The organism is Rathayibacter festucae DSM 15932 (assembly GCF_004011135.1).
Taxonomy (GTDB): Bacteria; Actinomycetota; Actinomycetes; order Actinomycetales; family Microbacteriaceae; genus Rathayibacter; species Rathayibacter festucae.
Genome location: NZ_CP028137.1, coordinates 3,886,987 through 3,910,127, shown reverse-complemented (window position 1 = coordinate 3,910,127; position 23,141 = coordinate 3,886,987). Strand labels below are relative to the sequence as shown.

The following is a 23,141-nucleotide window of genomic DNA, read 5'->3' as shown; positions in this document are numbered from 1 at the left end:
GCCCTGCCGGGGGCGCCGGCCGCTTGTAGGCTGCACCACCATGGGGAATCATCGACGCTCGTCCCGCCTGCTCACCGCGCTGCTCGCCGCCGCCGTCGGGGTCGGAGGGGCCCTCGTCCCCGTCACCGCGGCCACCGCTGCGGACGACGCGACGACCTCGACGCAGTCGACCCAGTCGGTCGAGACGGGGGCGCTCGACCCGTCGCTCGACCGCGCCGACCAGGGGCTGCCGCCGCAGTCGACCCAGGTCTACAGCGAGAGCCAGACGAAGAGCTTCCGCGCCGACTTCATCGTGAGCGACGCGAACTTCTTCGACAGCGACGCGATGACGACCCAGCAGGTGCAGAACCTGCTGAACGACAAGGGGAGCAGCTGCACGACGGGCGTGGACGTCCCCTGCCTGAAGAACTTCTCGCAGCGCACGAGCTCGAAGCCCGCGGACGCGATGTGCAGCGCCTACGCCGGAGCGGCGAACGAGAGCGCGGCGTCGATCTTCACCCGCGTCGGCGCGGCCTGCGGCATCAATCCGCTGGTGCTCGTCGTGCTGGTGCAGAAGGAGCGCAGCCTCGTCACCACGACGGCGCCGACCGCGAACGACTACAACAAGGCGACCGGATTCAACTGCCCCGACACCGCCGCCTGCGACCCGGGCTCGGCCGGCTTCTTCACCCAGGTGTACAGCGCGGCGCGCCAGTTCAAGCGCTACGCGAACCCGCCCGGATCCGGCTCGAACTTCACGACGTACGCGCCCGGCAGGACGCCGTCCATCGCCTACTACCCCGAGTCCCGCTGCGGCTCCTCGCCCGTCACCGTGCGCAACCAGGCCACCTCGGACCTCTACTACTACACGCCGTACCAGCCCAACCGCTACGCGCTGACCGGGCAGGGCGACGCCTCCTGCGCGACCTACGGCAACATCAACTTCTGGTTCCTCTTCAGCGAGTGGAACCCCGCGGGCACCCTCGCCAACGCGGGCATCGCGCCGGTCGGCCAGGTCGACGGACCGCAGATCTCCAACAACACCCTCACCGCCAACGGCTGGACCGTCGACCCGACCACGCAGCAGGCCGCGCTCGCCGTCACCGTCACGATCACCGCTCCCAACGGGTCGCGCACCGTGCGCACCGTGACCGCCGACGGCGACCGCGGCGACATCTCCTCCCGGGAGTACCCGGCCGCCGGCCGCCGCCACGGCTACACGGCCACGGCCCCCGCCTCGGCGACCGGCACCTACACGGTCTGCGCGAGCGCCGCCTCCGTCGACTGGAACCGCTGGGTCGGCACGGGCGACTCCCGCGGTCCGGGCTCGAAGGACCTCGGCTGCTCCTCCGTGCAGTACCAGGGCGGGAGCAGCACCAGCCGCGACGTCCTCACCGCCGGCGGCGAACTGCGCAGGGGCCAGCAGCTGACCTCCGCCGACGGAGCCTCCCGGGCGGCGATGCAGGGCGACGGCAACCTGGCGGTCTACTCGCGCACCGGCGTGCGCTGGGCGGCGGGCACGCAGCCCGACGGCGACCGCCTCGTCATGCAGACGGACGGCAACGCCGTCGTCTACACCGCCTCCGGCCGGGCGGTCTGGGCCTCCGAGACCGCGGGACAGCCGGGCGCACGGCTGGTCATGCAGAACGACGGCAACCTCGTCGTCTACTCCACCTCGGGCCGCGCCCTGTGGGCGAGCGACTCCGCCCCGAAGCCCGCGAGCGGTGACACGCTGGCCGCCGGCAGCCGCCTGACCGCCGGCCAGAAGCTGCGCTCGAACGACGGGACCAGCGAGGCGGTCATGCAGACCGACGGCAACCTCGTGGTCGTCACCCGCGGCACCCCCCGCTGGGCGACCGGCACGACGGGGGCGGGCAACCGCCTCGAGATGCAGTCGGACGGCAACGCCGTCGTCTACACCACCTCCGGCTCCGCCCGGTGGGCGACGAACACCAGCGGGAACCCCGGGTCGAAGCTGGTCATGCAGAACGACGGCAACCTCGTGCTCTACTCGCGGGACGGCCGGGCGATCTGGGCCAGCAGGGGCTGATCGGGGTCGGCGGGCGCTGATCCGGGCCTGCGCGGCGCGGATCGTGTCCCGCTGACGCCGACGTCGATGACGGACCGCCCAGCTTCTCGCACCCGGACCGTGTGAGGATGTTCCGGCGCGAAAAGTGGGCGCTCCGTCGTCCCACGTGAGCGCAGACCGGGCGCCGCTCGTCGGCGTGCACCACCAGCCCGACCAGACTGCGAGAACCGTGACCCCGACGATGTCCTCCTCTCCGAACCAGAACCGCTGCTCTCCTGAGCGGAAGTACTGCCTCCCGCATCGGGCCGGCCGCACGAGCGACCGGTCCCCGCGACCCGACCACGGGAGCGGACGATGACCGCGGGACGCCCGGACCCCGGGTCGCCCCTGGGCAGGGGCCTCGGTCGCGGCCGCCGGCTCGTCGGACGCGGCCTCGGCCGCCTCTACGACGTCGCGAGCCGGCCGAGCTCGCAGCGGGCCGAGGAGGAGCGCGCGTCCCGGGACGAGGCGGAGGAGGCCCGCTCCCGGCTGGTCCTCGACCAGCTCGCCCAGGTGACGCGTCAGCTCGCCGAGGTGACCACCGCCGTCGAGGCGCTGCAGGGCCGGATCGCCGAGATCGAGGCCGGCGACGACCGTCGGAGCGCTCGGCTGTCCGAGATCACCGAGGCGACCGAGGGGAGCGCACGGCACCTCGAGGACCTGATCACGTCGACCGCGCGCGAGAGCACCGAGGTCCACCGGGCCCTCATCGACTCCATCGCCCTCCTCGGGCGCGCCGTCTCGTCCGCGGCGACGGACGACGGGGCGGGCCGGTGAGCAGCGGCGTCTTCGTCGACCTGACCCCGACGCAGGATCAGCTGCACTCCGAGCGCGGGATCGCGGTCTACACCCGGGGCCTCTTCGCCGCGATCGAGGCGCTCGAGCCGGGTGTCGTCGAGGCGTTCGTGCTCGCACCCGGCGCGGGCACTCCCCCGCTGCCGGCCGGGCTGCAGGAGTCCGGTCGCGTCGTGACGAGCGAGCCGGGCGAGCTGCCGGACGCGCGGCTCTGGCACATCCCTTCGCCCTTCGACACCTCTCACGACCCGTTCCGGATCCTGAACCCGCGACGCGTCCCCTACGTCGTGTCGCTCTTCGACATCATCCCGTTCGTGTTCGACGACGAGTACCTCCGCCTGCCGTCGGCCCGGGCGCGCTACCTGGCCCACGTGGAGCTGGTGCGCCAGGCGGATCGCGTGCTGTGCATCTCGCAGGCGGCGGCGGACGAGGCGATCGAGCGCCTCGGGCTGGACCCCGACCGCGTCGTCGTGACGGGGATCGCCGTCGAGGAGCACTTCGCCTCCGATGTGCCCGCCGAGACCGCGTGGGAGCGCGCGGCGGCCGACGTGGAGGGGCTCCGCGCGGGCTTCCTGATGTACACGGGCGGCAGCGACCTGCGGAAGAACATCTCGGGACTCCTGCGCGCCTACGCGCAGCTGCCGAGCGACACCCGGCGGGCGCACCAGCTCTGCGTCGTCTGCCGCCTCGATGCTCCGACCCGGCACCACTACCGGACGATGGCGGCCGAGCTGGGGATCGAGGACGACGTGCTCCTCACCGGGTACGTGGAGTCCGAGACCCTCGCGGCGCTGTACCGGAGCACAGAGCTGTTCGTGTTCCCCTCCTTCTACGAGGGCTACGGGCTGCCCGTCGCCGAGGCGCTCGTCAGCGGCGCGCCGGCCGTTGTGTCCGACAACTCCTCCCTGATCGACCTCGTGCCGATCGACGCCGCCAGGTTCGACCCCCACGACGACGCCTCGATCGCCGCGGCCATCCGCCGCGGTCTCGAGGACGAGGCGCTGCGCTCCGAGCTGCGAGCGCTGTCCGGCACGATCCCCACCACCTGGGACGGCATCGCGGAGGCGACGATCGCCGTCTACCGGACCGTGCTCGACGAGGCGGTCGCGCCGCCGCGGCGGGCGCACCGCACGGCGGTCGTCGCCGAGGTCGCGCTGCTCACCGCCGCCGAGCGGGAGGCCGCAGCCGTCCAGGTCCGCGCCCTCGCGCAGCGGGGGCCGGTGACCTTCTTCGAGGACGCGTCCAACGAGCGCATCGCCGGGGCGTCCTCCTACGTCCACCTCGCCGCGTACCTCGTCGCGGAGTCGATCGACGGACCGTTCGACGACCTCGTCCACCTGACGGGGCGGGCGCCGCAGCCCGGCGCCGACGCCCTGCGCGCGCGGCTCCGCCGCGGCCGCGTGCTGGCGCTGGACGCGCCCGCGCCGCCCGCCTAGCGCCTCCCCGCCACTGAGTCGCCTCACGCCACTGAGTCGCCCGAGAAGGCTCGTTCCCACCCCCGAGAACGAGCCTTCTCGGGCGAGTCGGCGCTGCCCGGGTCTGTCCGGTTCCGGACACGTCCGCAAGCGGCTCTTCCGCCGGTGGCCGCGCGGCGTCAGACTCGACCGATCCCCTCTGCGTCCGCGGCAGCGCCACTCCCGCATCCACTTCAGGAGCCCGCCCGTGAGCACGAGCGCACCCCAGGCCTCCGCCGCGACCGAGGCCGGCGAGGCCGAGACCTCGACGACCGAGAGCGCCGTGACCGCCGCCGCCTCCCGCCGCCCGCTCCGCGCCTGGCTGAGCCAGGGCTCCTACGGCCCCACCGATCTCACGCGGCGCGGCGTCCTGCTGGTCGTCGTGTCGGTCCTCGCCGTGCTCGTGCCGGTGGTGACCCTCACCCTGCTCGACGTCGACTCGCACGTCTCGCTCAAGGTCTGGATACTGGCCGTCACCGTGATCGCGCTGCTCGGGGCGCTGCTGCGCGTCGTCGCCGACATGCGGCCCGGACCCCGCAGCGACCTCGACCGGGCCGGCAAGGCGGTCGGGGCGGTCGCGGCGCTGTTCACCGCGCTCGCGGTCATCATCGACTGGAGCCTGCTGCACCTGTAGCGGGGCACGCGGAGGGATCCGCGCTCAGGGTTCGGGCAGGAACCGCACCGGCAGATCCGCGATGGACAGCCCGGACTCGCGCAGCGCCTCCTCGACGGCGGCGTGCTCGCTCTCGGGGGCGGTGACCTGGACCTTGTCGACGCCGTCCGTCTGCGTGCCGTCGCTGCTGTCGAAGAAGCCCGTCACGCCGTGCCGCCCCAGCAGCTCGGCGAGCAGGGCGGCGTAGCGCTCCTGCTCCCCGGGCCGGACCAGCGCGCTGATCCGGGAGCCGCTGATCTCGACCGGGCGGTCGCCGACGACCCCGGCGGCGGCGCGGAGGTCCTCGGCGTGCGCGACGAGCGGCAGGAGGGCGTCGGGGGCCTCGGGGTCCTCGATGGCCAGGAGCGAGAACCGGCCGGCCCGGCCGTCGGTGCCGTCCCAGACGGCGGCCTGCAGGTCGAGTCCGCTGACGACGCCGTCGAGGGGACCGAGGAGACCGGCGGGATCGACGTCGAGTTCGGGGCAGCGGCTCGCGCCCCCGGGGCCCTCCCACGGGCCGTGCACGGAGACCGCGTTGCCGCCGTCGGTCAGCACGCGGAACGACCAGGCGACGTGGTCGGCGTAGTCGGTGGAGCAGGCGGTCTCGAGCACCGCGGGGAGGCTCGCCTCGTCGACGTCGAGGACGAGGCGGGACGTCGGGTCGAGGAAGACCGGCGCCTCGACCCAGCGGGCGGACTCCCGCACCTCGACGCCGGGGACGCTCGCGACCTGCGCCGTCAGCCGGTCGAAGCCGGGGTCGGGGCGGTCGAACGGCGTCTCGCTGATCGTCCAGCTGAACAGGGTCGCCCCGCCGACCGCGAGACCGGTCGCGGCCACCGCCGCCAGGGAGAGCCACCATCGCCTCGTCATGCGACCAGGGTGCCTCGCCGGCGCCCGTCCCACCAGTGCTGAGGGCAGCGCTCGGGCGAACGCGGGGTGAACAGACGTCGCCGGGCACAATGGGAGGGTGCCGCCCACCCCCGCCGACCCGCGCTCGGATCCGCAGCCGGACCCCGCCGCCGACCCGCGCGACGACCTGCCCGGCGACGGCCGCGACGAGACCGAGAACGAGCGGCTCGACCGCAACTGGAGCGAGATCCTGCAGGAGCTGCGGGTCATCCAGACCGGGACGCAGATCCTGACCGGGTTCCTGCTGGCGATCGCCTTCCAGCAGCGCTTCGAGGACCTCGACCTCTTCCAGACCGACGTCTACCTGGTGCTGATCAGCGGCTCGGTGCTCGCGACCCTGCTCGGGCTCGCGCCGGTCAGCCTGCACCGCGAGCTGTTCCGCCGCCGGGCGAAGCGGACGCTGGTGCGCGCGGCCGACGTCCTGCTGCGGCTGACGCTGATGGCGGTGGCGCTGGTGCTCGTGGGGACGGTGCTGCTGATCTTCGACGTCGTCACGACGCGGCCGCTGGCGATCACGATGGCGTCGGTCACGGCGGTGCTCATCGTCGGCATCTGGCTGGCGCTGCCGTGGCGGATCCGGCGGCGCGGGTAGGCGCACGGAGCTGGGTCGGCCGGGGGATCTCGATACGCCCGCTGCGCGGGCTGCTCGATCAGCATGAAGGCGCGGATCTCCTTGGAAGAGACACCCGCAGGCATGCTGGTCGAGTAGCGCGCAGCGCGCATCGAGACCCCGCATCGGCGCAGGATGACGGACGCGCGGCGCGCGCCCCGCCCGGGCCGACCGCGCCGTCGCGCCAGTCGTCTGCGCATCCCCGCCAGCGCCGGGGCTTGCGCCCGCCGCTCCGCTCCGGCACGCCACCGCCTGGTCCGCCCCGCGCGGTGGCGGCTCGCCCGCCGCCGCTCCCCCGCGCCGACCGCGACGACACGTTGATCCCGCGGTCCGCCGCCACCACCCGCGCCCGCCCGCAGCGCGCCCGCCGCCCGGCCCGCGCGCCGCGGCCGCCGCGCGTCGCCACCGGCGACCACTCGCCGCTGAGCACAGCCTGCACACCGCCTGAGAGCACGTCACTGGATTGGACCCGCGCGTGCCCAGTCCGGGGGTCAAGGCGCCTCGACCCGAAACGTATCTTGATGCCTGCTCCACCCGGACCGCCCGCCGGAGCAGCCCGGAGGGATCGGATCATGACGGAGGTGCGCGCGCTCGCCCGCCACCGTCGCCCGACCCCGCAGACCCCGACCGGGGCAGCACCGCGCCCGCTCGCCCTGACGCTGATCCTCGTCCTGCTCGCCGCTGTGCTTGTCGTCCTCCCCGCCCCGCGCGCCGAGGCCGCCACCGTCCTGCTCCAGGAGGGCTTCGGCGGCACGAGCGTCGTCGACCCCGCCTGGCAGGCCCTCGACAGCGCCTGCATCACCCGCGCCACGGCGGCCCCGCCCGCCGGCACCTCGACCCTCGGCGTCTGCGCCAACCGCACGCAGGCTCCCGCCGCCGCGACCACCCCCGGCTTCCTCCAGCTCACCGACACCCGCACCAACGCCAAGGGCGGCGCGGTCTTCAACCGCCCGATCCCCGCGACCGGCGGCCTCGACGTCCAGTTCGACCAGTACCAGTACCAGGCGGTCCTCGGCCTGCAGGGCGCCGACGGCATCGGCTTCTTCCTCACCGACGGCTCGCGCAGCCTCACCGCGGCGGGCGCTCCCGGCGGCTCGCTCGGCTACGGCCAGTCCACGACGGTCGACGGCGTGAACGGCGGCTACCTCGGCATCGGCCTCGACGTCTTCGGCAACTTCTCCAGCACCGGCGGCGGTCTCGGCGCGGGCTGCGCCACCCCGCCCACTCCTCCGGGCACGACCGCCAACCGCATCGTCGCCCGCGGCCCCGGCCAGGGAAAGACCGGCTACTGCTACATCGCGGGCACCGCCCCGCCCGGAACGCTCGCCTCCCTCCGCCCGACCGTCAACCTCAGCGACACGAGCGCCCCCGGCACCGGCGCCGGACGCACCATCCGCGTCACCGTCTCGTCGGCCGCCTTCCCGGTGGTCACCGTCTACTACGGCGCCACCGCCGGCATGGCCGCCGCCTCGCTCACCCAGGCGCTGCAGTTCACGATGACCACCGCCGCCCCCTCCACCTACAAGCTCGGCTTCACCGCGTCGACCGGCGGATCGAGCGACACCCACCTGATCCGCAACGTCTCGGTCTCCTCCATCAACGACCTCGACGACATCTCGCTCGTCAAGCAGATCGACCGCACCACGACCCAGCCCGCCACCTACAACGAGGGCTCGGTCATCCCCTACCAGTTCGTCGTCACGAACGGCTCGGTCACCGGCACGCTCAGCGGCGTCGCCGTCTCGGACCCGAAGGTGCCGACCGTCACCTGCCCGACGACCACCCTCGCCCCACTCGCGTCGGTGATCTGCACCGGCTCGCACACCGTCACGGCGGCCGAGGCGGTCGCCGGGAACCTCGTCAACACGGCGACCGCCTCGGCCACCAAGACGGCTCCGGGCCAGACGACCGTCACCGTCACGAGCCGCACCGCGACCGTCACCGCCCCCATCACCACGCCCGCCCCCGCCATCACCCTGGTGAAGTCCGGCGCCCTCGCCGACACCAACGGCAACGCGCAGGCCGACGTCGGCGAGCAGATCGTCTACACCTTCCGCGCCACCAACACCGGCAACGTCACGCTGCAGAACGTCGCCGTCACCGACACGAAGGTCGCCTCGATCACCCCGGCGACCGCGACGATCGCCCCCACCGCGCAGGCCGTCTTCACCTCCGCCGCGTACACGGTGACCCAGGCCGACATCAACAGCGGCACCGCGATCCCGAACACGGCGACGGTCACCGGCCGCACCCTCGCGGCCAGCCCCACGATCGTCACGGCGACCTCGAGCACCACCACGCCCATCCGCTACGCCCCGGCCCTCGCGCTCACCAAGACCGGCGCGCTCAACGGCGCCGCCGCGGTCGGCTCGACGATCACCTACTCCTTCTCCCTCACGAACTCCGGCAACGTGCCGCTGACGTCCGTCGCGATCACCGACCCCAAGGCGACCGTGGTCTACGGAGCCTGGCCCGGCACCGCCGGCCAGCTCGGCATCGGCCAGACGGTCACCGCGACCGCGACCTACACGCTCACCCAGGCCGATGTCGACGCCGGCTCGGTCGTCAACACCGCCACCGCGACGGGCACCCCGCCCACCGGCGCCGCCGTCACCACCACCGCCACCCGGACGATCACGCTCACCCGCGCCGCCGACCTCGCCTTCACCAAGACCGCGAACCCGGCCTTCATCAGCACCGCCGGCACCGTCGTCACGTACACCTTCCGCGCCACCAACACCGGCAACACGACCCTGACGAGCGTCGGGATCACCGACCCCAAGTCCGGCCTCTCCGCCCTGACCTTCACCTGGCCCGGCACCGCCGGCCGGCTCACCCCCGGCCAGGTCGTCACCGCGACCGCCACCTACCCGACCACCGCGGCGGACGTGACGGCCGGCACGATCTCGAACACCGCGACCGCCACCGCGACCCCGCCGACCGGCTCCGCGATCACCCGCACCGCCTCCGTCACGATCTCAGTGATCCCCGACCCGCTGCCCGACGCGGCGACGGTCGTGCAGGGCGGCTCGGTCGTCGTCGACGTCCTCGCCAACGACGGCGCCGCGGCGACCGGTGCGACCTTCTCCCGGGCCCAGCTCTCGGCGACCCCCAAGGTGGTCGGAGGCGCCGCCACCCCGGCCCCCGCGACCCCGGTCTTCGGCTCGGTCACCTGCGTCGACAGCGGCGCCACCCGCGGGCAGTGCACCTACCGCCCGATCACCGCCTTCGTCGGCACCGACGTCTTCGACTACGCGCTCTCGGGCACCTACGGCACCTGGAACGTCCGCGTCACGATCACCGTGACCGCCCTCAGCCGCGCGCCGATCGCCCGCCCGGACCGCGCCGTCGCGACCGCCGGCGGCCCCGCCGTCACCGTCTCGCCGCTCGCCAACGACACCGACGAGGACGCCGGCACGACGCTGACCCTGAGCGCGGTCGGCAGCGCGAGCAGCGGCACCTTCTCCTGCACGGGCGCGACCTGCACGTACACGCCGGCGGCGGCCTTCACCGGCACCGTGCCGATCGCCTACACCGCGAGCGACGGTGCGCTCACCGCGAGCAGCACGATCACCGTGTTCGTCGATCCGGCACCGCTGGTCCCCCGCGGCTTCACCGACACCGACACGACGAGCGGAGCGATCGGCCTCGGCGCCTGGACCCGCTCCTCCGTCGTCGCCACCCCCGTCGCGAGCTGCACCGCGAACCGTCCGAGCACGCTCGTGAGCTGGTCCGCCGCGCCCGGCGCCACCGGCTGGACCCTCGAGCGACGCCTGGCCGGAGCGACGCCCGGCGCCTGGACCGTCGTCGCGACGCCCGCGGCGAGCGCCACCTCCTTCACCGACGACCGACTCGGCGAGGGCCGCAGCTACCAGTGGCGGGTCCGACCCGACCTGCAGCGCTGGCTCGGCGTCGCGTCGGCCCCCTCGACCGCCGTCGCGCAGCCGGCCGTCACCACCGCGAGGGGCTGCTGATGCCGCGGCCGCCTCGCCCCACGAACCCTCCCACCCGTCCTGCACACGCCCGCGTGAGGGAGACCAGGCCCGCACCGGGCACCCATCTGAAAGGAACCGTCATGACCGCCACAGCCTCCACCGAGAACGACTCCCGCAAGCGCGCCCCCTGGAAGAGGATCGCCCTCACCGGCGGTGTCCTCCTCGCCGCGGGCGCCCTCGCCGGCGCCGGCGCCTTCGCCGTCTTCACCGACTCCGGCACCGCGGTCGGCAACGTCGACGCCGGCCAGACCGACATCAACGTCACCGGCGGCTTCACCGTCACCGACATCGCGCCCGGCGACACGATCCAGCGCCCGCTGACCCTCGTGCTGCCCAACGCGACCAACGACGGCGACCTCGTCTCCACCGTGCGCTTCTACCAGGACGTCACCTCGGAGACCGCCGGCACCGACGACCCGCTGCTCGCCGGCCCCGGCGAGTCGCTCGTCACCGGCACGGACGGCCTCAACTACCGCCTGCTGACCTGCACGGTGGCGTGGACGACCGCCGCGACCGCCCCCGCGGTGAACGGCCCGTACACCTGCGCCGGAACCACGACGACGACCGGCAGCGGCAAGCTGTCGACCATCGGCGGAGTCGCCAACGCCGCGAACTTCACGCCGGCGAACTTCGGCCTCACCCCCACGGCGACCGGCACCTTCCCGTCGGACGCCGGCGACGTCTCGCTGAACACGCTGATCGAGCTCGTGCTGCCCACCGCGGCCGACAACGACTACGAGAACGCCGCCGCGCAGATCACCTTCACCGCCGCCGCCATCCAGCGCGCCGGCATCCAGAAGTAGCCGACCGCTCCCGCCCCGGCGCCGTGCCCGCCCGCACGCGCGGCCGGGGCGGGAGCTCCTCCTCCTCTTCCTCCCCTCTTCTCCCCCTCCCCTTCTTCCCCCCGGAGCCCCATGCCAGCCCTGCGCGCGATCGGCGCCGTCCTCGCGGCGGTCCTCCTCGCGCCTGCGGTGTCCGCGGCGTCGGTCGCTCCGCCCGCCGCCCTGCTCGACGTGCGCGAGCTGACGGCTCCCGCCGCCCTCACCGGCCTCGCCCCCGGCGACACGACCGAGTGGGCCGCCGAGGTCACCAACGTCGGCGCGTCGGCGCACCAGGTGTCGGTCGCCTTCGCGGTCGACGGCGGCGACGCGCTCGCCACGGACCCGCGTGCCGGGCTCCAGCTGGTCGTCGACCTCTGCCCCGCCGCCTTCACGATCGACGACGTCCTGGTCGTCGACGGCCGCTCCGTCGAGCGCTACCGCTGCCCCGAGGGCGTCGAGCCGATGGGCACCGGACCGGCCGCGTCGCTCGGCCGGCTCGACGGGTCCCGGGCGCTCGACCGCGGCGAGACCGTCGGCGTCCGCGTCCGGGTGAGCTTCCCGAGCGGATCGGGCAACGCGCTCGAGAGCACGTCGGCCGCCCTGCGCGTGCTCGTGCGCGAGACCGGGGCGATCGACGACTCCGGCGCTCCCGGGGGCGGCCCGTCCGGGAACGGCGCAGTCGGTGACGGAGCCGCCGGGAACGGCGCCCTCGGGAACGGCGGACCGGGGAACGGCCTCGCCGTCACCGGCCGCGACGTCGGCGCCGCGCTGCTCGGCGGCCTGCTCGCCCTCGGCGCCGGGCTGCTGCTCGCCGCCACCGGCCGCCGGCGGAAGGAGGCTCGATCGTGAGCAGCCCCGTTGCGAGCAGACCGGTCGTCACCGGCCTCCGCCGCCTCCTCGGCCTGGTCGTCGCGCTCGTCGCGATCGCGGGCGTCGCCGTCTTCGTCGCGTCCGCCCTCGGCGTCGTGCGCCTCGTGCCCGTGCTCTCGAACTCGATGGCGCCGGACATGCCCGTCGGCTCGCTCGCCGTCACCCTCCCCGTCGACCAGGCCGCGGTGCGCGCCGGCGACGTGATCGTCTTCACCGACCCCGACGTGCCCGAGCGCCGGGTGATCCACCGCGTCACGCTCGTCTACTCCGAGGCCGAAGCCGCCGAGCTGCGCGGCTGGTCGCCGGGGCTCCTCGCGCTGACCACCAAGGGCGACAACAACCCGCAGGCGGACCCGTGGATCGTCACCATCGCGGATCAGCGGATCTGGCGCGAGGAGTCGGTCGTGCCGCTGCTGGGCTGGCCGAGCATCGCGCTCGCGCAGCCCCAGGCGCGCTTCGCGTTCTTCGCGGTCGGCGGCGCGCTCGTCGTCGGCGCCGTGCTCGTCGTCATCTGGCGCCGGCCCGCGGAGGTGCGGTCGTGAGCGGCTCGGTCGTGAGCGGCTCGGTCGTGAGCGGCTCGGTCGTGAGCGGCTCGGTCGTGAGCGGCTCGGTCGTGAGCGGCACGCCCGCGACCCGCGCGCACGGCCGTCGGCGCGCGGTCCAGGCCCGCCGCCGCTCCCGCGCACCGCTCGCCCTCGCCGCGGCGATCGCGCTGGTGCTCGGCGCCGGCGCCTCCGCCTCCGCCCTGTTCCTCGACCGCGCGACCGCCGGCGCCCAGGTCGGCGCGGGCACCGTCGTCGCGGAGTTCGACGCCACGGGAGTCACCACGGTGCAGGTCCCCGTCGCCGATCTGCTGCCCGGCGGCACGGCCCGGCGCCTCGTCGACCTCACCAACGCCGGCACCGTCTCGATGGGCGCCCTGCAGCTCGAGTCCGCCGCCACGACCGTCGGCGCGAGCGCCTCCGACGGCCTGCAGCTCGCCCTCGAGCGCTGCTCGGTGGCCTGGTCGTCCGACGCCGCCACCTGCCCCGGCACCACGACCACCGTCGCGGCCGACCGCCCCGCCACGGCCCGCATCGACCTGCCCGCCTCCCCCGCCTTCGCCATCGGAGCGACGGATCACCTCCGCCTCACCCTCCGGCTCCCGGAGTCGTCCCCGTCCGCCGCGCAGAGCACCTCCGGCATCCTGACCCTCGCCGTCCTCGGCGTCCAGGCCCCGGGCAAGCACCGCTGACGCCGCCGCCGACCATGCTGGTCGAGCAGCCCCGACAGGGGCGCATCGAGACCCACCCTCCCCAGCACGGCGGGCCCGGCGACCCCACTCCAGGCGCCGCCGGATCTCGATACGCCCGCTCCGCGGGCTACTCGATCAGCATGGAGGGCACCGCGCCACCGACGGAGTCGCTCGCCAGCATGCTGGTCGAGTAGCCCCGCAGGGGCGTATCGAGACCCACCGTGTCCAGGACGGCGGACCTGACGACCCCACTTCAGGCGTCGCCGGATCTCGATACGCCCGCTCCGCGGGCTACTCGATCAGCATGGAGGGACGCGAGCACCGCACAACATCAGCTGAGAAGGGGTGCCCTCCGCTGACAGAGGAGGCCCACCCGTCTCAGCTGATGTTGTGCGACGCCCACCACCGCCTGCACGCCCCATGCCGGTCGAGTAGCCCCGACAGGGGCGTATCGAGACCCACCCTCCCAGCACGGCGGACCTGGCGACCCCACTCCAGGCGTCGCCGGATCTCGATACGCCCGCTCCGGGGGCTACTCGATCAGCATGGAGGGCACCGCGCCGCCGACAGGGCAGCCGCCCACCAGCATGCTGGTCGAGTAGCCCCGATAGGGGCGTATCGAGACCCACCGTGTCCCGGACGACAGGGCAGCCGCCCACCAGCATGCTGGTCGAGTAGCCCCGATAGGGGCGTATCGAGACCCACCGTGTCCCGGACGGCAGGCCTGCAGACCCCACCTCCAGGCGTCGCCGGATCTCGGTGCGCCCACTGCGCCGGCTGCTCGATCAGCAGGGGGGCTGCAGGGTCGCGAGTGCCTCGTCGAAGCTCTCCGCGGAGGCGAGCACGCCCTCCGGGCCGATCGCGATCCAGCGGCCGCGATCGCGCAGCAGGAGGCCGAGCTCCTCGGCCGGCCGGCGGCGGGTGCGGCGCAGCTCGAGGACGAACGCGCCTGGGCCGGTCTCGCGGATCTCCGGCGTCCGGCGGTCGGGCAGTCTCAGCGGTACACGCTCCACTCCTTCTTCATCACGCGGGTCTCCTGGCCGTCGACCGCGACGATCCAGGCGCCGTCGGTCTTCGCCAGCACGCGGCCGCGCAGGTACTGCGGCTCCCAGCCGTCGGCACGGTGCACCCACTTCACGAAGCGCGCGAACCGGCCCGGCATCACATCGTCTCTGGACATCTGGTCCTCCCCGTCGTCGGGGCCGCGCCCGCAGCCGTCGCGGGACGACGGAGTCTCCGGATGCGGCCGGATGACAGGACTGTAGGACGCGCTCAGCGGCCAGGAGGAGACCCTTGACGGATCCGCCGACGTGGGCAACAGCTGTCGGGGAGCGCCGCACTCAGCGCCCGAGCAGCCCCAGGACGCGCCGCTTGAGCGGGTGCAGCCGGTACGCCGTGTACCGCACCGCCGGGTGGGCCAGCGCGCGCAGCCGCCGCCGCAGCGTGCTCCGCGCGGCCACCGCCTCCGCGTAGATCGCCGCCTGGGTGCGCGCCGCCGCCGCGAGGCTGAAGCGCTCGACGACCACCCCGCGCCCGAGCGCGCCGAGCCGCTCCCGCAGCTCCGCGTCGGCCGCGAGAGGCGCGAGGATCCCGGCGAGGCGACCCGGCCCGTCGACGCCGTCGCCGAGCGAGTACCAGCCGCCGTCGAGGAAGAACGGCAGCGACTCCGGCGTCAGCAGCCGCCAGAAGGCCTTCTCGCCCTGCACGACCAGCGGCTTCGCGAACGCCATCCCCCGCAGCGCACTGCTGCCCATGCCGAGCACGATGTCGGCGACCGCGTAGGCGTCGCGCGGGTCGAGCATCTGCCCGGTCAGCGTCACCAGCTCGCGCGAGCGCCCGGCGTTCACCCGGTCCGCCGTGGCCTGCAGCTCGCCGCGGACCGGTCCGTCGCCGACGACGATCAGGCGCAGGCGGTGCTCGTCGCCGATCGCGCCGACCGCCTCGATCGCCGCCAGGATCCCCTCGCGCTTGAGGTCGACGACCAGCCGCGCCACCGTGACGACCGCGATCTCGCCGTCCTGCACGTCGAAGCGTTCCCGCAGCTCCGCCGTCCGCGCCGCGTCCGCGACCGGTGCGTTCAGCTCGGTGTCCACCGGCGGCTCGATCAGGTGCAGCGTCGGCCGGCGCCGCGACTCCTCCTCGAGCAGCTCGACCACGCCGACGATCATCGGGAAGGCCGCCGGCACGAAGTCCGGCACCTCGGGCGAGAGCACCGTGGTCACCACGGGCACGCCGTCGATCAGGTGCGGCCCGAAGGCGGCGTCCATCGTCGGCGCCCACTCGTAGGCGTGGATGAGATCGATCCGCCGCTCGCGGACGATGCGCCGCAGCCGCGCCATGCTCCGGAAGGACAGGCGGGGCCCCTTCTCGGGCGCCTCCTCCCAGTCCAGCCCGAGCTCGGCGACCAGCGGGCGCAGATCGCCGTCCGGCCCGTAGACCACCGCCTCGTGGCCGAGCGCGGCCATCCGCCCGGCGAGCTCGATCCCGTTGATCTGGCTGCCGCCGACCTCCATCGTGTGCAGGCAGGTGAGGATGCGCATCAGACGGCCGGAGCGGGAGACACGGCCGGGGTGGACGGGGCCGCCTGCGCCTGCGCCTGCGCCGCGACCTGGCGCCGGGCCTCGTCGATCGTCGCCAGCACCGAGACGACCTCGTGGTGCGGGTGCACCGGCGACTCCACGAGCCCCGCGGCGACGTAGGAGGCGAACGCCGTCGCCTGGAAGGACAGCGCGCCGTAGGGCCACGGCCCCTCGTCGGTCCAGACCTCCGAGTCCTGCCCCGAGCTCATGCTGCCGAGCGTCAGCGTCACGCCGCTCGGGCCGAAGAACGGGCTGTGCACCGCGAGCCGCCCCTCCGAGCCGAGGACCATCGCCTCGACCGGCAGTGAGGTCTGGAGCGAGGTCGACAGCAGCGCGCGGGCGCCGGAGGCGGTGGTCAGCAGCAGGTCGGCGCTCGCGTCGACGCCCGTGCCCGGGTCGACGGTCCCGGAGGCGACGACCGAGACGGGCGCGCCGAGCACCGAGGACGCGAACGAGATCGGGTACACCCCGGCGTCCAGCAGCGCGCCGCCGCCGAGCTCCTTCGCCCAGAGCCGCCCGGTCGGATCGACGGGGACGGAGAAGCCGAAGTCGGCGGTGACCAGGCGGAGCTCGCCGAGCACCCCGCTCTCGACGACCTGGCGGATGACGTCGGCCTGGGGCAGGTAGCGCGCCCACATCGCCTCCATCACCAGCAGGCCGGCGGCGCGGCCCGCGTCGGTGATCTCGCGCGCCTCGTCCGCGGACATCGCGATCGGCTTCTCGATCAGCACGTGCTTGCCGGCCGCGAGCGCGGCGAGCGCCTGCGCGCGGTGCAGCGGGTGCGGGGTCGCGATGTAGACGGCGTCGATCCCGGAGTCGGCGACCAGCTCCTCGACCGTCGCGTGCACCGTCGCGATGCCGTGCTTGTCCGCGAAGGCGCGGGTCTTCTCGGCGTCCCGGGCGGTGACGGCGACGGCGCGCTGCACCGAGCGCGAGTGGATCGCGGCGACGAAGGCGTCGGCGATGCCCGTGCCGATCACTCCCCAGCGCAGGGCGGGGACGGAGGCGGGGTCGATCGTTCGCGGAGCGGGGAGGGTCACGGGCACCGCTGCATCCTACGGGCGCGGCCCCGCGGGATCGAGGGACGGGGCGGCCCCCGAGGGCTCCGGCCACGGGATCCGCTCGAACAGGGCCCGCAGCCTCGCTCCGCGGCCGGGATGCACCGCGCTCACCCAGGCGATCCGGCCGAGGAGGTGCGCCCGGAGGTCGGGCACGCCCGCCCGGTTCTGCCCGGCCGGCCCGTGCACGGCGCAGTTGTGCAGGATCGCGTGCAGCCGGTCGACGTCGGCCCGCCGGACGGCCGGGTGCGCGTTGACCACGATCCCGGTCACGCTCTGCCGCGTCGAGGCGGGCCGCAGCCGCGTCTTCCGCGGGTTCACGGCGTAGCCCGCGTCCTCCACGATCCGCGCGGCCCCGCGGGCGAAGGCCTCCGCCCGCCGGGCGAAGCGCGCGTCGCCGCTGAAGGCGAGGTCGTCGGCGTAGCGGGTGTAGCGGGCGCCGGCCGCCTCGGCGTAGCCGGTCAGTCGCGCGTCGAGGCGACGCAGCGCCAGGTTCGCCAGCGCGGGCGAGGTCGGCGCGCCCTGCGGCAGGTGCGCGAGGGCGAGGGAGCGGCGGAGCGCGGCCCGCTCCTCCGGCGCGCCGCCGGCGGGCATCCGGTGGATCGCGGCGACCGGCACGGCGTGGGTGCACAGCCCGGTCAGCGCGAAGGCGACCGCCTCGGTCAGCCCCTCGCCGCGCAGCAGCCGGAAGACCCGCGCCGCGGTGACCTGCGCGAAGAAGCGCTGCAGATCGAGGGTGATCAGCATCGCCGAGCCCGCATGCACGGCCGCCCCGGTGATCGCGCTGCGCCCCGGGACGAAGCCGTGCGCGGCCGGATGCACGGGGGCGAGGCCGACGATCTCGTCGAGGACGCTCCGCTGCACCGCCCGCAGCCGCGAGCGCGGCACCTCGAGCAGCCGCGGTGCCCGGCCCGGCCGCTGCCGCCAGACGTGGTCGTAGTTCTGGAGAGCGCCGGGGTTGAGAGCACCGTGCGGCGTCCGGCGGTTCCACTGCCCGAGGTCGGCGAAACCGTCCAGCTGCGCCGGCGCGAGCCCGAGCAGCCGCGCGAGGTCGTCCCTTCCGTCGATCGCCGGCACCGGCGAGGAGGAGGGCACGGCCCGCGCGGGAACGGGCGCGAGGTGCGCGACCACCGGCTGCGCGCGCTCCGGGAGCAGCCCCGCGACCACCTGCGCGAGCTCGCGCGGCGCGTCGAGCGGCGGATGCGGGAAGGCGACGAGCACCGCGGTGACCAGCGGGCCGATCCAGCGGCGGCGGGCGCCGAGGGAGTCGGCGGCCGCGGCGCGCAGCCCGGCGGGGGTCCACTCCGCGCCGAGGAACGCGTGCGCGAGCGCCTCGACCACCGCGTCCCGTCCGTGCACGACGACCCCCCGCCTCGTGCGCTCCAGCCTAGGCTGGGCGGCACCGCCCCTCCGGGCGAGGCGGACGGGGCACGCGCTGCTCCGTCCTCTCCGGGGTCACCCCGGGGCACGTGGATCGACCAGGCATCACGCCGCAGGCACCCACCCGCGCTCCGCGCGGCACAGCGCCCGCACAGCTCGACAGGTCGCCCGGAGGGACGGCCTCGCCGCCCCCGACCGGAGTGGTCCCGAAAACGCACTCCCTCGATCCGGGGGTCGACGCGCGCGGGGGCCCGCTCTAGCCTTCAGGCACGTGCACGTCGTGACGACGCCGTGAACGATCACGGAAGGAGCCCGGATGGACACCTGGAGGCACCGTCTCCCGATCGAGGACTGGACCCCGCTGTTCTCCGGCCCCGTCGACTCCGTGCCCGCCGAGGCGCTCGACGCCGCGGCGCGCATCCTCCGCCTCCTCCCCGACATCGAGCGGCTCACCATCGGCACCCCCGACGGCCCGATCATCGCCGAGCGCGGCTCGTCGGCCTCGGCCTGGCAGGCGGCCGACCGGGTCGCGATGGCCCTGCTCGCCTCCTCCCCCGCGGTGACGGGCATCACCGCCTCCGCGTTCGACGCCCGCGACGGCGTCCGGCACGCCACCCCCGCCGACCCGTTCCTCACCCGCGAGGGCGGCCGGGCCGCGGCCCTGCGCGCCTCGATGGACCTCGGCGAGATCTCCGCCGAGGAGGCCGAGCGCCGGCACGCCGAGCTCCTGGCCGGCGAGGACGCGGACGACCCGCTCGAGGCCCTCTGGGACGCGGACTCCGCCTCGCGCCACTGACGCGCGCCGGCGGGGCCGGTCGCCCCGCCGCTCCGGACACCCCGCCGCTCAGGACAGCCCGCCGCTCAGGACCCGCGCCGCTCAGGACCCCCGGCGGTCGAGCCGGTCCAGCCGCGCGTTGTACGCCGCGAGCTCGGCCTCGCCGTCCCGGTCGGCCCGGCGGTCGTAGCGCTTGGCCGTCCGCTCCTCCGAGCGCACCCATTGCGCGACGACGACCAGCGCGATCAGCACCATCGGGATCTCGCCCGCCGACCAGGCGATCCCGCCGCCGACGCCCTGGTCCGCGAGCAGAGCCTCCGTGTCGGTGTACCCGAGCGCCGTCCACCAGGGCGCGGCGAGGACGGTGGTCTGCGACATGATCGCCAGGCCGAAGAACGCGTGGAAGGCCAGCGTCGCGAGCATCACCAGCAGCCGCAGCACGTGCCCCGGGCGGTCCGGCCCCGGGTCGACGCCGATCAGGACCCAGAAGAAGAGGTAGCCGGTCGCGAGGAAGTGCAGGGTCATCAGCACGTGGCCCTGGTGGCTGAACATCGCCCACTCGAACCAGCCGGTGTAGTAGAACGCGACGAGGCTGCCCGCGAAGAGCACGGCGGCGACCGGCGCCTTCGACAGCACGGCGAGGTAGCGCGAGTGCACGACCGCGAGGATCCACTCGCGCAGCCCCCGCCCGCCGTCGCGGCGCACCGGCAGCACCCGCAGCGCGAGCAGCACCGGCCCGCCGAGCACCAGCAGCGGCGGCACGACCATCATCAGCAGCATGTGCTGGATCATGTGCGTGCTGAAGTGCACCTGCCCGTACACGCCCGGCCCGCCGCTGGTCGTGTAGGCGAGCGCGGCGCAGCCCGCCACCCAGGCGAGCGTGCGGCCGAGCGGCCAGGCGTCGCCGCGGCGCCGGAGCTTCAGCACCGCGTGCACGTAGAGTGTGGCGCCGACGACGGCGATCCCGAGCCACACGGCGTCGAGATGCCACTGGTCGAGCATCCGCTCCGGCGTCACCTCGGGCGGGTAGCGGAAGCCGAGCAGGCTGCGCCGCGCGTCGCCACTCACCGGGTCCTGCGAGACCGGTGGCGCGCTGTTCGAGAGCGCCACCGAGACGCCGATCGTCAGCGCCATCACCAGCACCTCGCCGACCGCGACCGCGGTGAACGCGCGGCGATCGGCCGGGTCCGCGCGCAGCCGCGGGATCAGCCGCAGCCGGTGCCAGGCGCCCGCGCCACCGAGCGCGAGCAGCGCGACGGCCTTCACGATCAGCAGCTGCCCGTAGGGCGTGCCGAGGTCCTCGAGCCCCTCGATCCGGAGCGACGCGTTGACGAGCCCGGAGAAGGCGACCGCTCCGAACGCCCAGCCGGCCAGCACCGAGTAGCGCGCGACGACCGTGCCGATCTCGCCGCCGACGGTCCGCCGCAGCAGGATCACCGCGGCGAGCCCGCCCGCCCAGGCCGTCACTCCGATCAGGTGCACCGCGAGGCTGTTCACCGCGTTCGCGTGCTCGTCCGCGCCGGCCGCGTGCCCCGAGAGCGAGAGCGGCAGGAGCGCCAGCACGGCGATCGCGGTCGCGGCCGCCACCCAGCCGAGCCGCCGAGAGAAGAGGGTGAGCAGCAGCACCGCCGTCGCGCACGCCGTGGACGCCACGAGCGTCTGCCCCAGCTCGAGCTGCGTGGCGTAGAAGACGAGCTGGGTCCGGAAGCCCGGCGCGTCCAGCGGCTGCCCGATCGCGTTCGCCGCCGTGAAGACGAGCACGGCGAGCGCCGACGCCACCCAGACGGCCGCCGACCAGGTCGCCCAGCGCAGCGCCCGGTTCTGCGAGTACGAGACGATCCCGGGCGCGATCCGCTGCCCGGGCAGGAGGAAGGTCGCGGCCGTGAGCAAGCCGATCGTCAGCGACGCGGCGTTGTCGTGCACGACCCGCGCGATCGGCAGGCCGCGGGTGACCAGCTCGCCGGGGTCGATCAGGCGCGTCTCGGTCGAGAACGCGCCGGTGTACGTCAGCCCGGCGAGCGCGACGGCGACCGCCGCGGGGACGGCGAGCAGCAGGGTCGCCTCCGCCGTGCGGAGCGGAGCGGCGGCCGGCCGCCCGGGCGGGAGGAGGTCGTCGTCGGGGCCTTGACAGTCGGGGCCGCCGTGGCCGCCGGGGCCGTGGTCGTCGTGGCCGAGGGGTGTGGAGAACGGTGCGTGCGCCACTGCAGTGGCTCCCTTCGCGCGGCCGGTCCGGGGGGACGGGGCATCGCGCACAGACCCCGCCCGCGGGCAGGGGTCGATGAGGACGCGCAGCGCGCGTCGAGGATCAGGAGGCGGGGGCGGCGGGCGGTCCGCGGCGGGGCACGGCGTCGGCGAGCACGTCCGCCACGACCGGGAGGATCGCGCGCGGCGCGGACGACGAGCGGCGCCCGGTCGCCGACGCGAGGACCGGGACGGCCGGCACCCGCACGAGTCGCGCGGCCGCGTGGGCCGTCGTCGCGGCGACCGCGATCAGCAGCGCCTCGCCCCGGTGCAGGACGGCGATCGTGACGACCGCCGCGAGCAGGTGCGCGATCCCCATCGAGGAGTCGTGCCCGCCCGCGTGGGCCGTCGCGGCGCTGACGTCGATCGGGCCGCCGTGGGCGTGCGCCGCACCGGCCGGCCCCGTCGCGGCGCCGATCTCGAAGAGCGCGTGGAAGAGCAGCTGGCTCACTCCGACCGAGACCGCCAGGCGCGCGAGCGAGAGCCCGCGGCCGGCGAGCGCGACGCAGACCGGCACCGACAGCACGAGCGGCACCGCGAGTCCGAGGAGGCCCGGCACGTCGCCGCCGCCCGCGACGTGCGAGAACAGGGCCGTGAGGGTCGCCACCGTCGCCGCCACGACACCGCGGAGGGTGCGGAGTGAGCGGGAGGACGACACCTCTCCAGTGTCGCAGGCGGATCGGCGCGGGCACCCTTCGCATCCGAGCCGATATGTGCAAGAGTGTGCATACGACAATACGTCCGCGGTCGTCGCGGCGAGCGGAGCACGGCGAGTGGGGCACAGGGAGTCGCATGGGACACGACCACGGGCACGCCGGCTCCGCCGCCGCCCGCCACCGGCGCCCCCTCGTCATCGCCTTCGCCCTCACCGCCGCCTTCGCGGTCGTCGAGTTCGTCGTCGGCCTCACCACCGGCTCCCTCGCGCTGATCTCCGACGCCGCGCACATGGGCACCGACGTGATCGCGCTCGGGATGTCGATCGCCGCGATCTCGCTCGCCGCCCGCCCCGCCGCGAAGGCCCGCACCTACGGCTCCTACCGGCTCGAGGTGCTCGCCGCGCTCGCCAACGGCGTGCTGCTCTTCGGCGTCGCCGGCGTCGTGATCGTGGAGGCGGTCCGCCGCTTCGCCGAGCCGCCCGCGGTGCCCGGCGCGCCGCTCCTGATCACCGCGATCATCGGCCTGGCGGTCAACCTGGTCAGCCTGCGCCTGCTCTCGGCCGGCGCGAAGGAGAGCATCACCCTGCGCGGGGCCTCGCTCGAGGTCCTCGGTGACGCCCTCGGCTCGATCGGCGTGATCCTCGCCGCGATCGTGCTGCTGACCACCGGCTGGGCCTGGGCCGACCCGATCGTCGGCGTGCTGATCGGCCTGCTGATCCTGCCGCGCACCTGGTCGCTGACCCGCCAGGCCCTCGGGATACTGATGGAGTCGGCGCCCGCGCACGTCGACCTCGCCGCCGTCGAGCGCGACGTCCGCGCGGTCCCCGGCGTGCTCGCGCTGCACGACCTGCACGTCTGGACCATCACCTCCGGCATGGAGAGCGCCACCGGCCACATCGTCGTCGCCCCCGACGCAGACTACCGCGAGGCCCTCGCCGGCGTGCTCGCCGTCCTGCGCGAGGACCACGGCATCGACCACGCCACCATCCAGTGCGAGCCCGAGGCGTTCCCGGAGCGCCCGCACGCGATCTGAGCGCCGCCCCGCCGCCTCTCCGCCACTCCTCA

The 23,141-nt window shown here is 74.7% G+C and carries 20 protein-coding genes; 12 read left to right on the top strand and 8 right to left on the bottom strand.

What is annotated here, in order from left to right; translation table 11 throughout:
• The first annotated feature begins 40 nt into the window (after positions 1–40).
• From C1I64_RS17855 to C1I64_RS17840, 4 genes are all read left to right on the top strand, one after another.
• Complete coding sequence (locus C1I64_RS17855; protein WP_127888150.1) at positions 41–2,029, top strand: hypothetical protein; 1,989 nt, start codon at positions 41–43, stop codon at positions 2,027–2,029.
• A 333-nt stretch (positions 2,030–2,362) separates the two neighbouring features.
• A complete protein-coding gene (locus C1I64_RS17850; protein ID WP_123705775.1) occupies positions 2,363–2,824 on the top strand; it encodes a hypothetical protein in 462 nt (153 codons plus the stop codon).
• A complete protein-coding gene (locus C1I64_RS17845; protein ID WP_127888149.1) occupies positions 2,821–4,278 on the top strand; it encodes a glycosyltransferase family 4 protein in 1,458 nt (485 codons plus the stop codon). Before C1I64_RS17850 ends, C1I64_RS17845 begins: the two co-directional genes overlap by 4 nt.
• Before the next feature lie 226 nt (positions 4,279–4,504).
• A complete protein-coding gene (locus tag C1I64_RS17840) occupies positions 4,505–4,930 on the top strand; it encodes a hypothetical protein (protein ID WP_127888148.1) in 426 nt (141 codons plus the stop codon).
• Positions 4,931–4,954: 24 nt separating this feature from the next.
• On the opposite strand, the gene C1I64_RS17835 is transcribed toward C1I64_RS17840, so the two are convergent.
• Positions 4,955–5,818, bottom strand: a complete 864-nt coding sequence (locus tag C1I64_RS17835) for a hypothetical protein (protein WP_127888147.1) — start codon at positions 5,816–5,818, stop codon at positions 4,955–4,957.
• A 97-nt stretch (positions 5,819–5,915) separates the two neighbouring features.
• Here C1I64_RS17835 and C1I64_RS17830 point away from each other — a divergent pair, with 97 nt between their 5' ends.
• From C1I64_RS17830 to C1I64_RS20795, 6 genes are all read left to right on the top strand, one after another.
• Positions 5,916–6,449, top strand: a complete 534-nt coding sequence (locus C1I64_RS17830; protein WP_341867841.1) for a DUF6328 family protein — start codon at positions 5,916–5,918, stop codon at positions 6,447–6,449.
• 590 nt (positions 6,450–7,039) lie between these two features.
• Positions 7,040–10,441, top strand: coding sequence for a DUF7507 domain-containing protein (locus C1I64_RS17825; RefSeq protein WP_127888146.1), 3,402 nt, complete (start codon positions 7,040–7,042; stop codon positions 10,439–10,441).
• 101 nt (positions 10,442–10,542) lie between these two features.
• Positions 10,543–11,265 carry a TasA family protein gene (locus C1I64_RS17820; RefSeq protein WP_123731715.1) on the top strand — a complete coding sequence of 241 codons (723 nt, stop codon included), beginning with the start codon at positions 10,543–10,545 and terminating at the stop codon, positions 11,263–11,265.
• Positions 11,266–11,376: 111 nt separating this feature from the next.
• The gene (locus tag C1I64_RS17815) at positions 11,377–12,132 is read left to right on the top strand and encodes a sortase (RefSeq protein ID WP_127888145.1); all 756 of its coding nucleotides are present in this window, start codon (positions 11,377–11,379) and stop codon (positions 12,130–12,132) included.
• Positions 12,129–12,695, top strand: coding sequence for a signal peptidase I (locus C1I64_RS17810; RefSeq protein WP_164874587.1), 567 nt, complete (start codon positions 12,129–12,131; stop codon positions 12,693–12,695). Before C1I64_RS17815 ends, C1I64_RS17810 begins: the two co-directional genes overlap by 4 nt.
• A complete protein-coding gene (locus C1I64_RS20795) occupies positions 12,692–13,387 on the top strand; it encodes a peptidase (protein WP_127888143.1) in 696 nt (231 codons plus the stop codon). Before C1I64_RS17810 ends, C1I64_RS20795 begins: the two co-directional genes overlap by 4 nt.
• A 785-nt stretch (positions 13,388–14,172) precedes the next feature.
• On the opposite strand, the gene C1I64_RS17800 is transcribed toward C1I64_RS20795, so the two are convergent.
• From C1I64_RS17800 to C1I64_RS17780, 5 genes are all read right to left on the bottom strand, one after another.
• Positions 14,173–14,400 carry a hypothetical protein gene (locus C1I64_RS17800; protein WP_123731711.1) on the bottom strand — a complete coding sequence of 76 codons (228 nt, stop codon included), beginning with the start codon at positions 14,398–14,400 and terminating at the stop codon, positions 14,173–14,175.
• The gene (locus C1I64_RS17795; protein ID WP_123734602.1) at positions 14,382–14,567 is read right to left on the bottom strand and encodes a hypothetical protein; all 186 of its coding nucleotides are present in this window, start codon (positions 14,565–14,567) and stop codon (positions 14,382–14,384) included. Before C1I64_RS17795 ends, C1I64_RS17800 begins: the two co-directional genes overlap by 19 nt.
• 160 nt (positions 14,568–14,727) lie before the next feature.
• Positions 14,728–15,927: a glycosyltransferase gene (locus C1I64_RS17790; RefSeq protein ID WP_127888142.1), complete on the bottom strand. Its 1,200-nt coding sequence runs from the start codon at positions 15,925–15,927 to the stop codon at positions 14,728–14,730.
• A complete protein-coding gene (locus C1I64_RS17785) occupies positions 15,927–17,012 on the bottom strand; it encodes a Gfo/Idh/MocA family protein (protein WP_127888141.1) in 1,086 nt (361 codons plus the stop codon). Before C1I64_RS17785 ends, C1I64_RS17790 begins: the two co-directional genes overlap by 1 nt.
• A gap of 9 nt (positions 17,013–17,021) precedes the next feature.
• Positions 17,022–18,383, bottom strand: coding sequence for a reverse transcriptase family protein (locus tag C1I64_RS17780; protein WP_164874586.1), 1,362 nt, complete (start codon positions 18,381–18,383; stop codon positions 17,022–17,024).
• 337 nt (positions 18,384–18,720) lie between these two features.
• On the opposite strand from C1I64_RS17780, the gene C1I64_RS17775 reads away from it, so the two are divergent.
• Positions 18,721–19,200 carry a hypothetical protein gene (locus tag C1I64_RS17775; RefSeq protein ID WP_127888139.1) on the top strand — a complete coding sequence of 160 codons (480 nt, stop codon included), beginning with the start codon at positions 18,721–18,723 and terminating at the stop codon, positions 19,198–19,200.
• A gap of 81 nt (positions 19,201–19,281) precedes the next feature.
• Here the strand turns inward: C1I64_RS17775 and C1I64_RS17770 are convergent, their stop codons facing one another.
• Entirely contained in the window at positions 19,282–21,381 is a 2,100-nt protein-coding gene (locus C1I64_RS17770; RefSeq protein ID WP_127888138.1) for a bifunctional copper resistance protein CopD/cytochrome c oxidase assembly protein, read from the bottom strand.
• Positions 21,382–21,484: 103 nt separating this feature from the next.
• Positions 21,485–22,078, bottom strand: a complete 594-nt coding sequence (locus tag C1I64_RS17765) for a hypothetical protein (RefSeq protein WP_127888137.1) — start codon at positions 22,076–22,078, stop codon at positions 21,485–21,487.
• Between the two features lie 134 nt (positions 22,079–22,212).
• On the opposite strand from C1I64_RS17765, the gene C1I64_RS17760 reads away from it, so the two are divergent.
• Complete coding sequence (locus C1I64_RS17760) at positions 22,213–23,109, top strand: cation diffusion facilitator family transporter (RefSeq protein WP_127888136.1); 897 nt, start codon at positions 22,213–22,215, stop codon at positions 23,107–23,109.
• The last annotated feature ends 32 nt before the right edge of the window (positions 23,110–23,141 follow it).

Excerpts from the sequence above, each read along its gene's own strand:
- C1I64_RS17850 (WP_123705775.1), top strand. The coding sequence starts at position 2,363 with ATGACCGCGGGACGCCCGGACCCCGGGTCGCCCCTGGGCAGGGGCCTC.
- C1I64_RS17795 (WP_123734602.1), bottom strand. The coding sequence starts at position 14,567 with ATGTCCAGAGACGATGTGATGCCGGGCCGGTTCGCGCGCTTCGTGAAG.
- C1I64_RS17855 (WP_127888150.1), top strand. The coding sequence starts at position 41 with ATGGGGAATCATCGACGCTCGTCCCGCCTGCTCACCGCGCTGCTCGCC.
- C1I64_RS17825 (WP_127888146.1), top strand. The coding sequence starts at position 7,040 with ATGACGGAGGTGCGCGCGCTCGCCCGCCACCGTCGCCCGACCCCGCAG.
- C1I64_RS17835 (WP_127888147.1), bottom strand. The coding sequence starts at position 5,818 with ATGACGAGGCGATGGTGGCTCTCCCTGGCGGCGGTGGCCGCGACCGGT.
- C1I64_RS17790 (WP_127888142.1), bottom strand. The coding sequence starts at position 15,927 with ATGCGCATCCTCACCTGCCTGCACACGATGGAGGTCGGCGGCAGCCAG.
- C1I64_RS17775 (WP_127888139.1), top strand. The coding sequence starts at position 18,721 with ATGGACACCTGGAGGCACCGTCTCCCGATCGAGGACTGGACCCCGCTG.
- C1I64_RS17815 (WP_127888145.1), top strand. The coding sequence starts at position 11,377 with ATGCCAGCCCTGCGCGCGATCGGCGCCGTCCTCGCGGCGGTCCTCCTC.
- C1I64_RS17760 (WP_127888136.1), top strand. The coding sequence starts at position 22,213 with ATGGGACACGACCACGGGCACGCCGGCTCCGCCGCCGCCCGCCACCGG.
- C1I64_RS17820 (WP_123731715.1), top strand. The coding sequence starts at position 10,543 with ATGACCGCCACAGCCTCCACCGAGAACGACTCCCGCAAGCGCGCCCCC.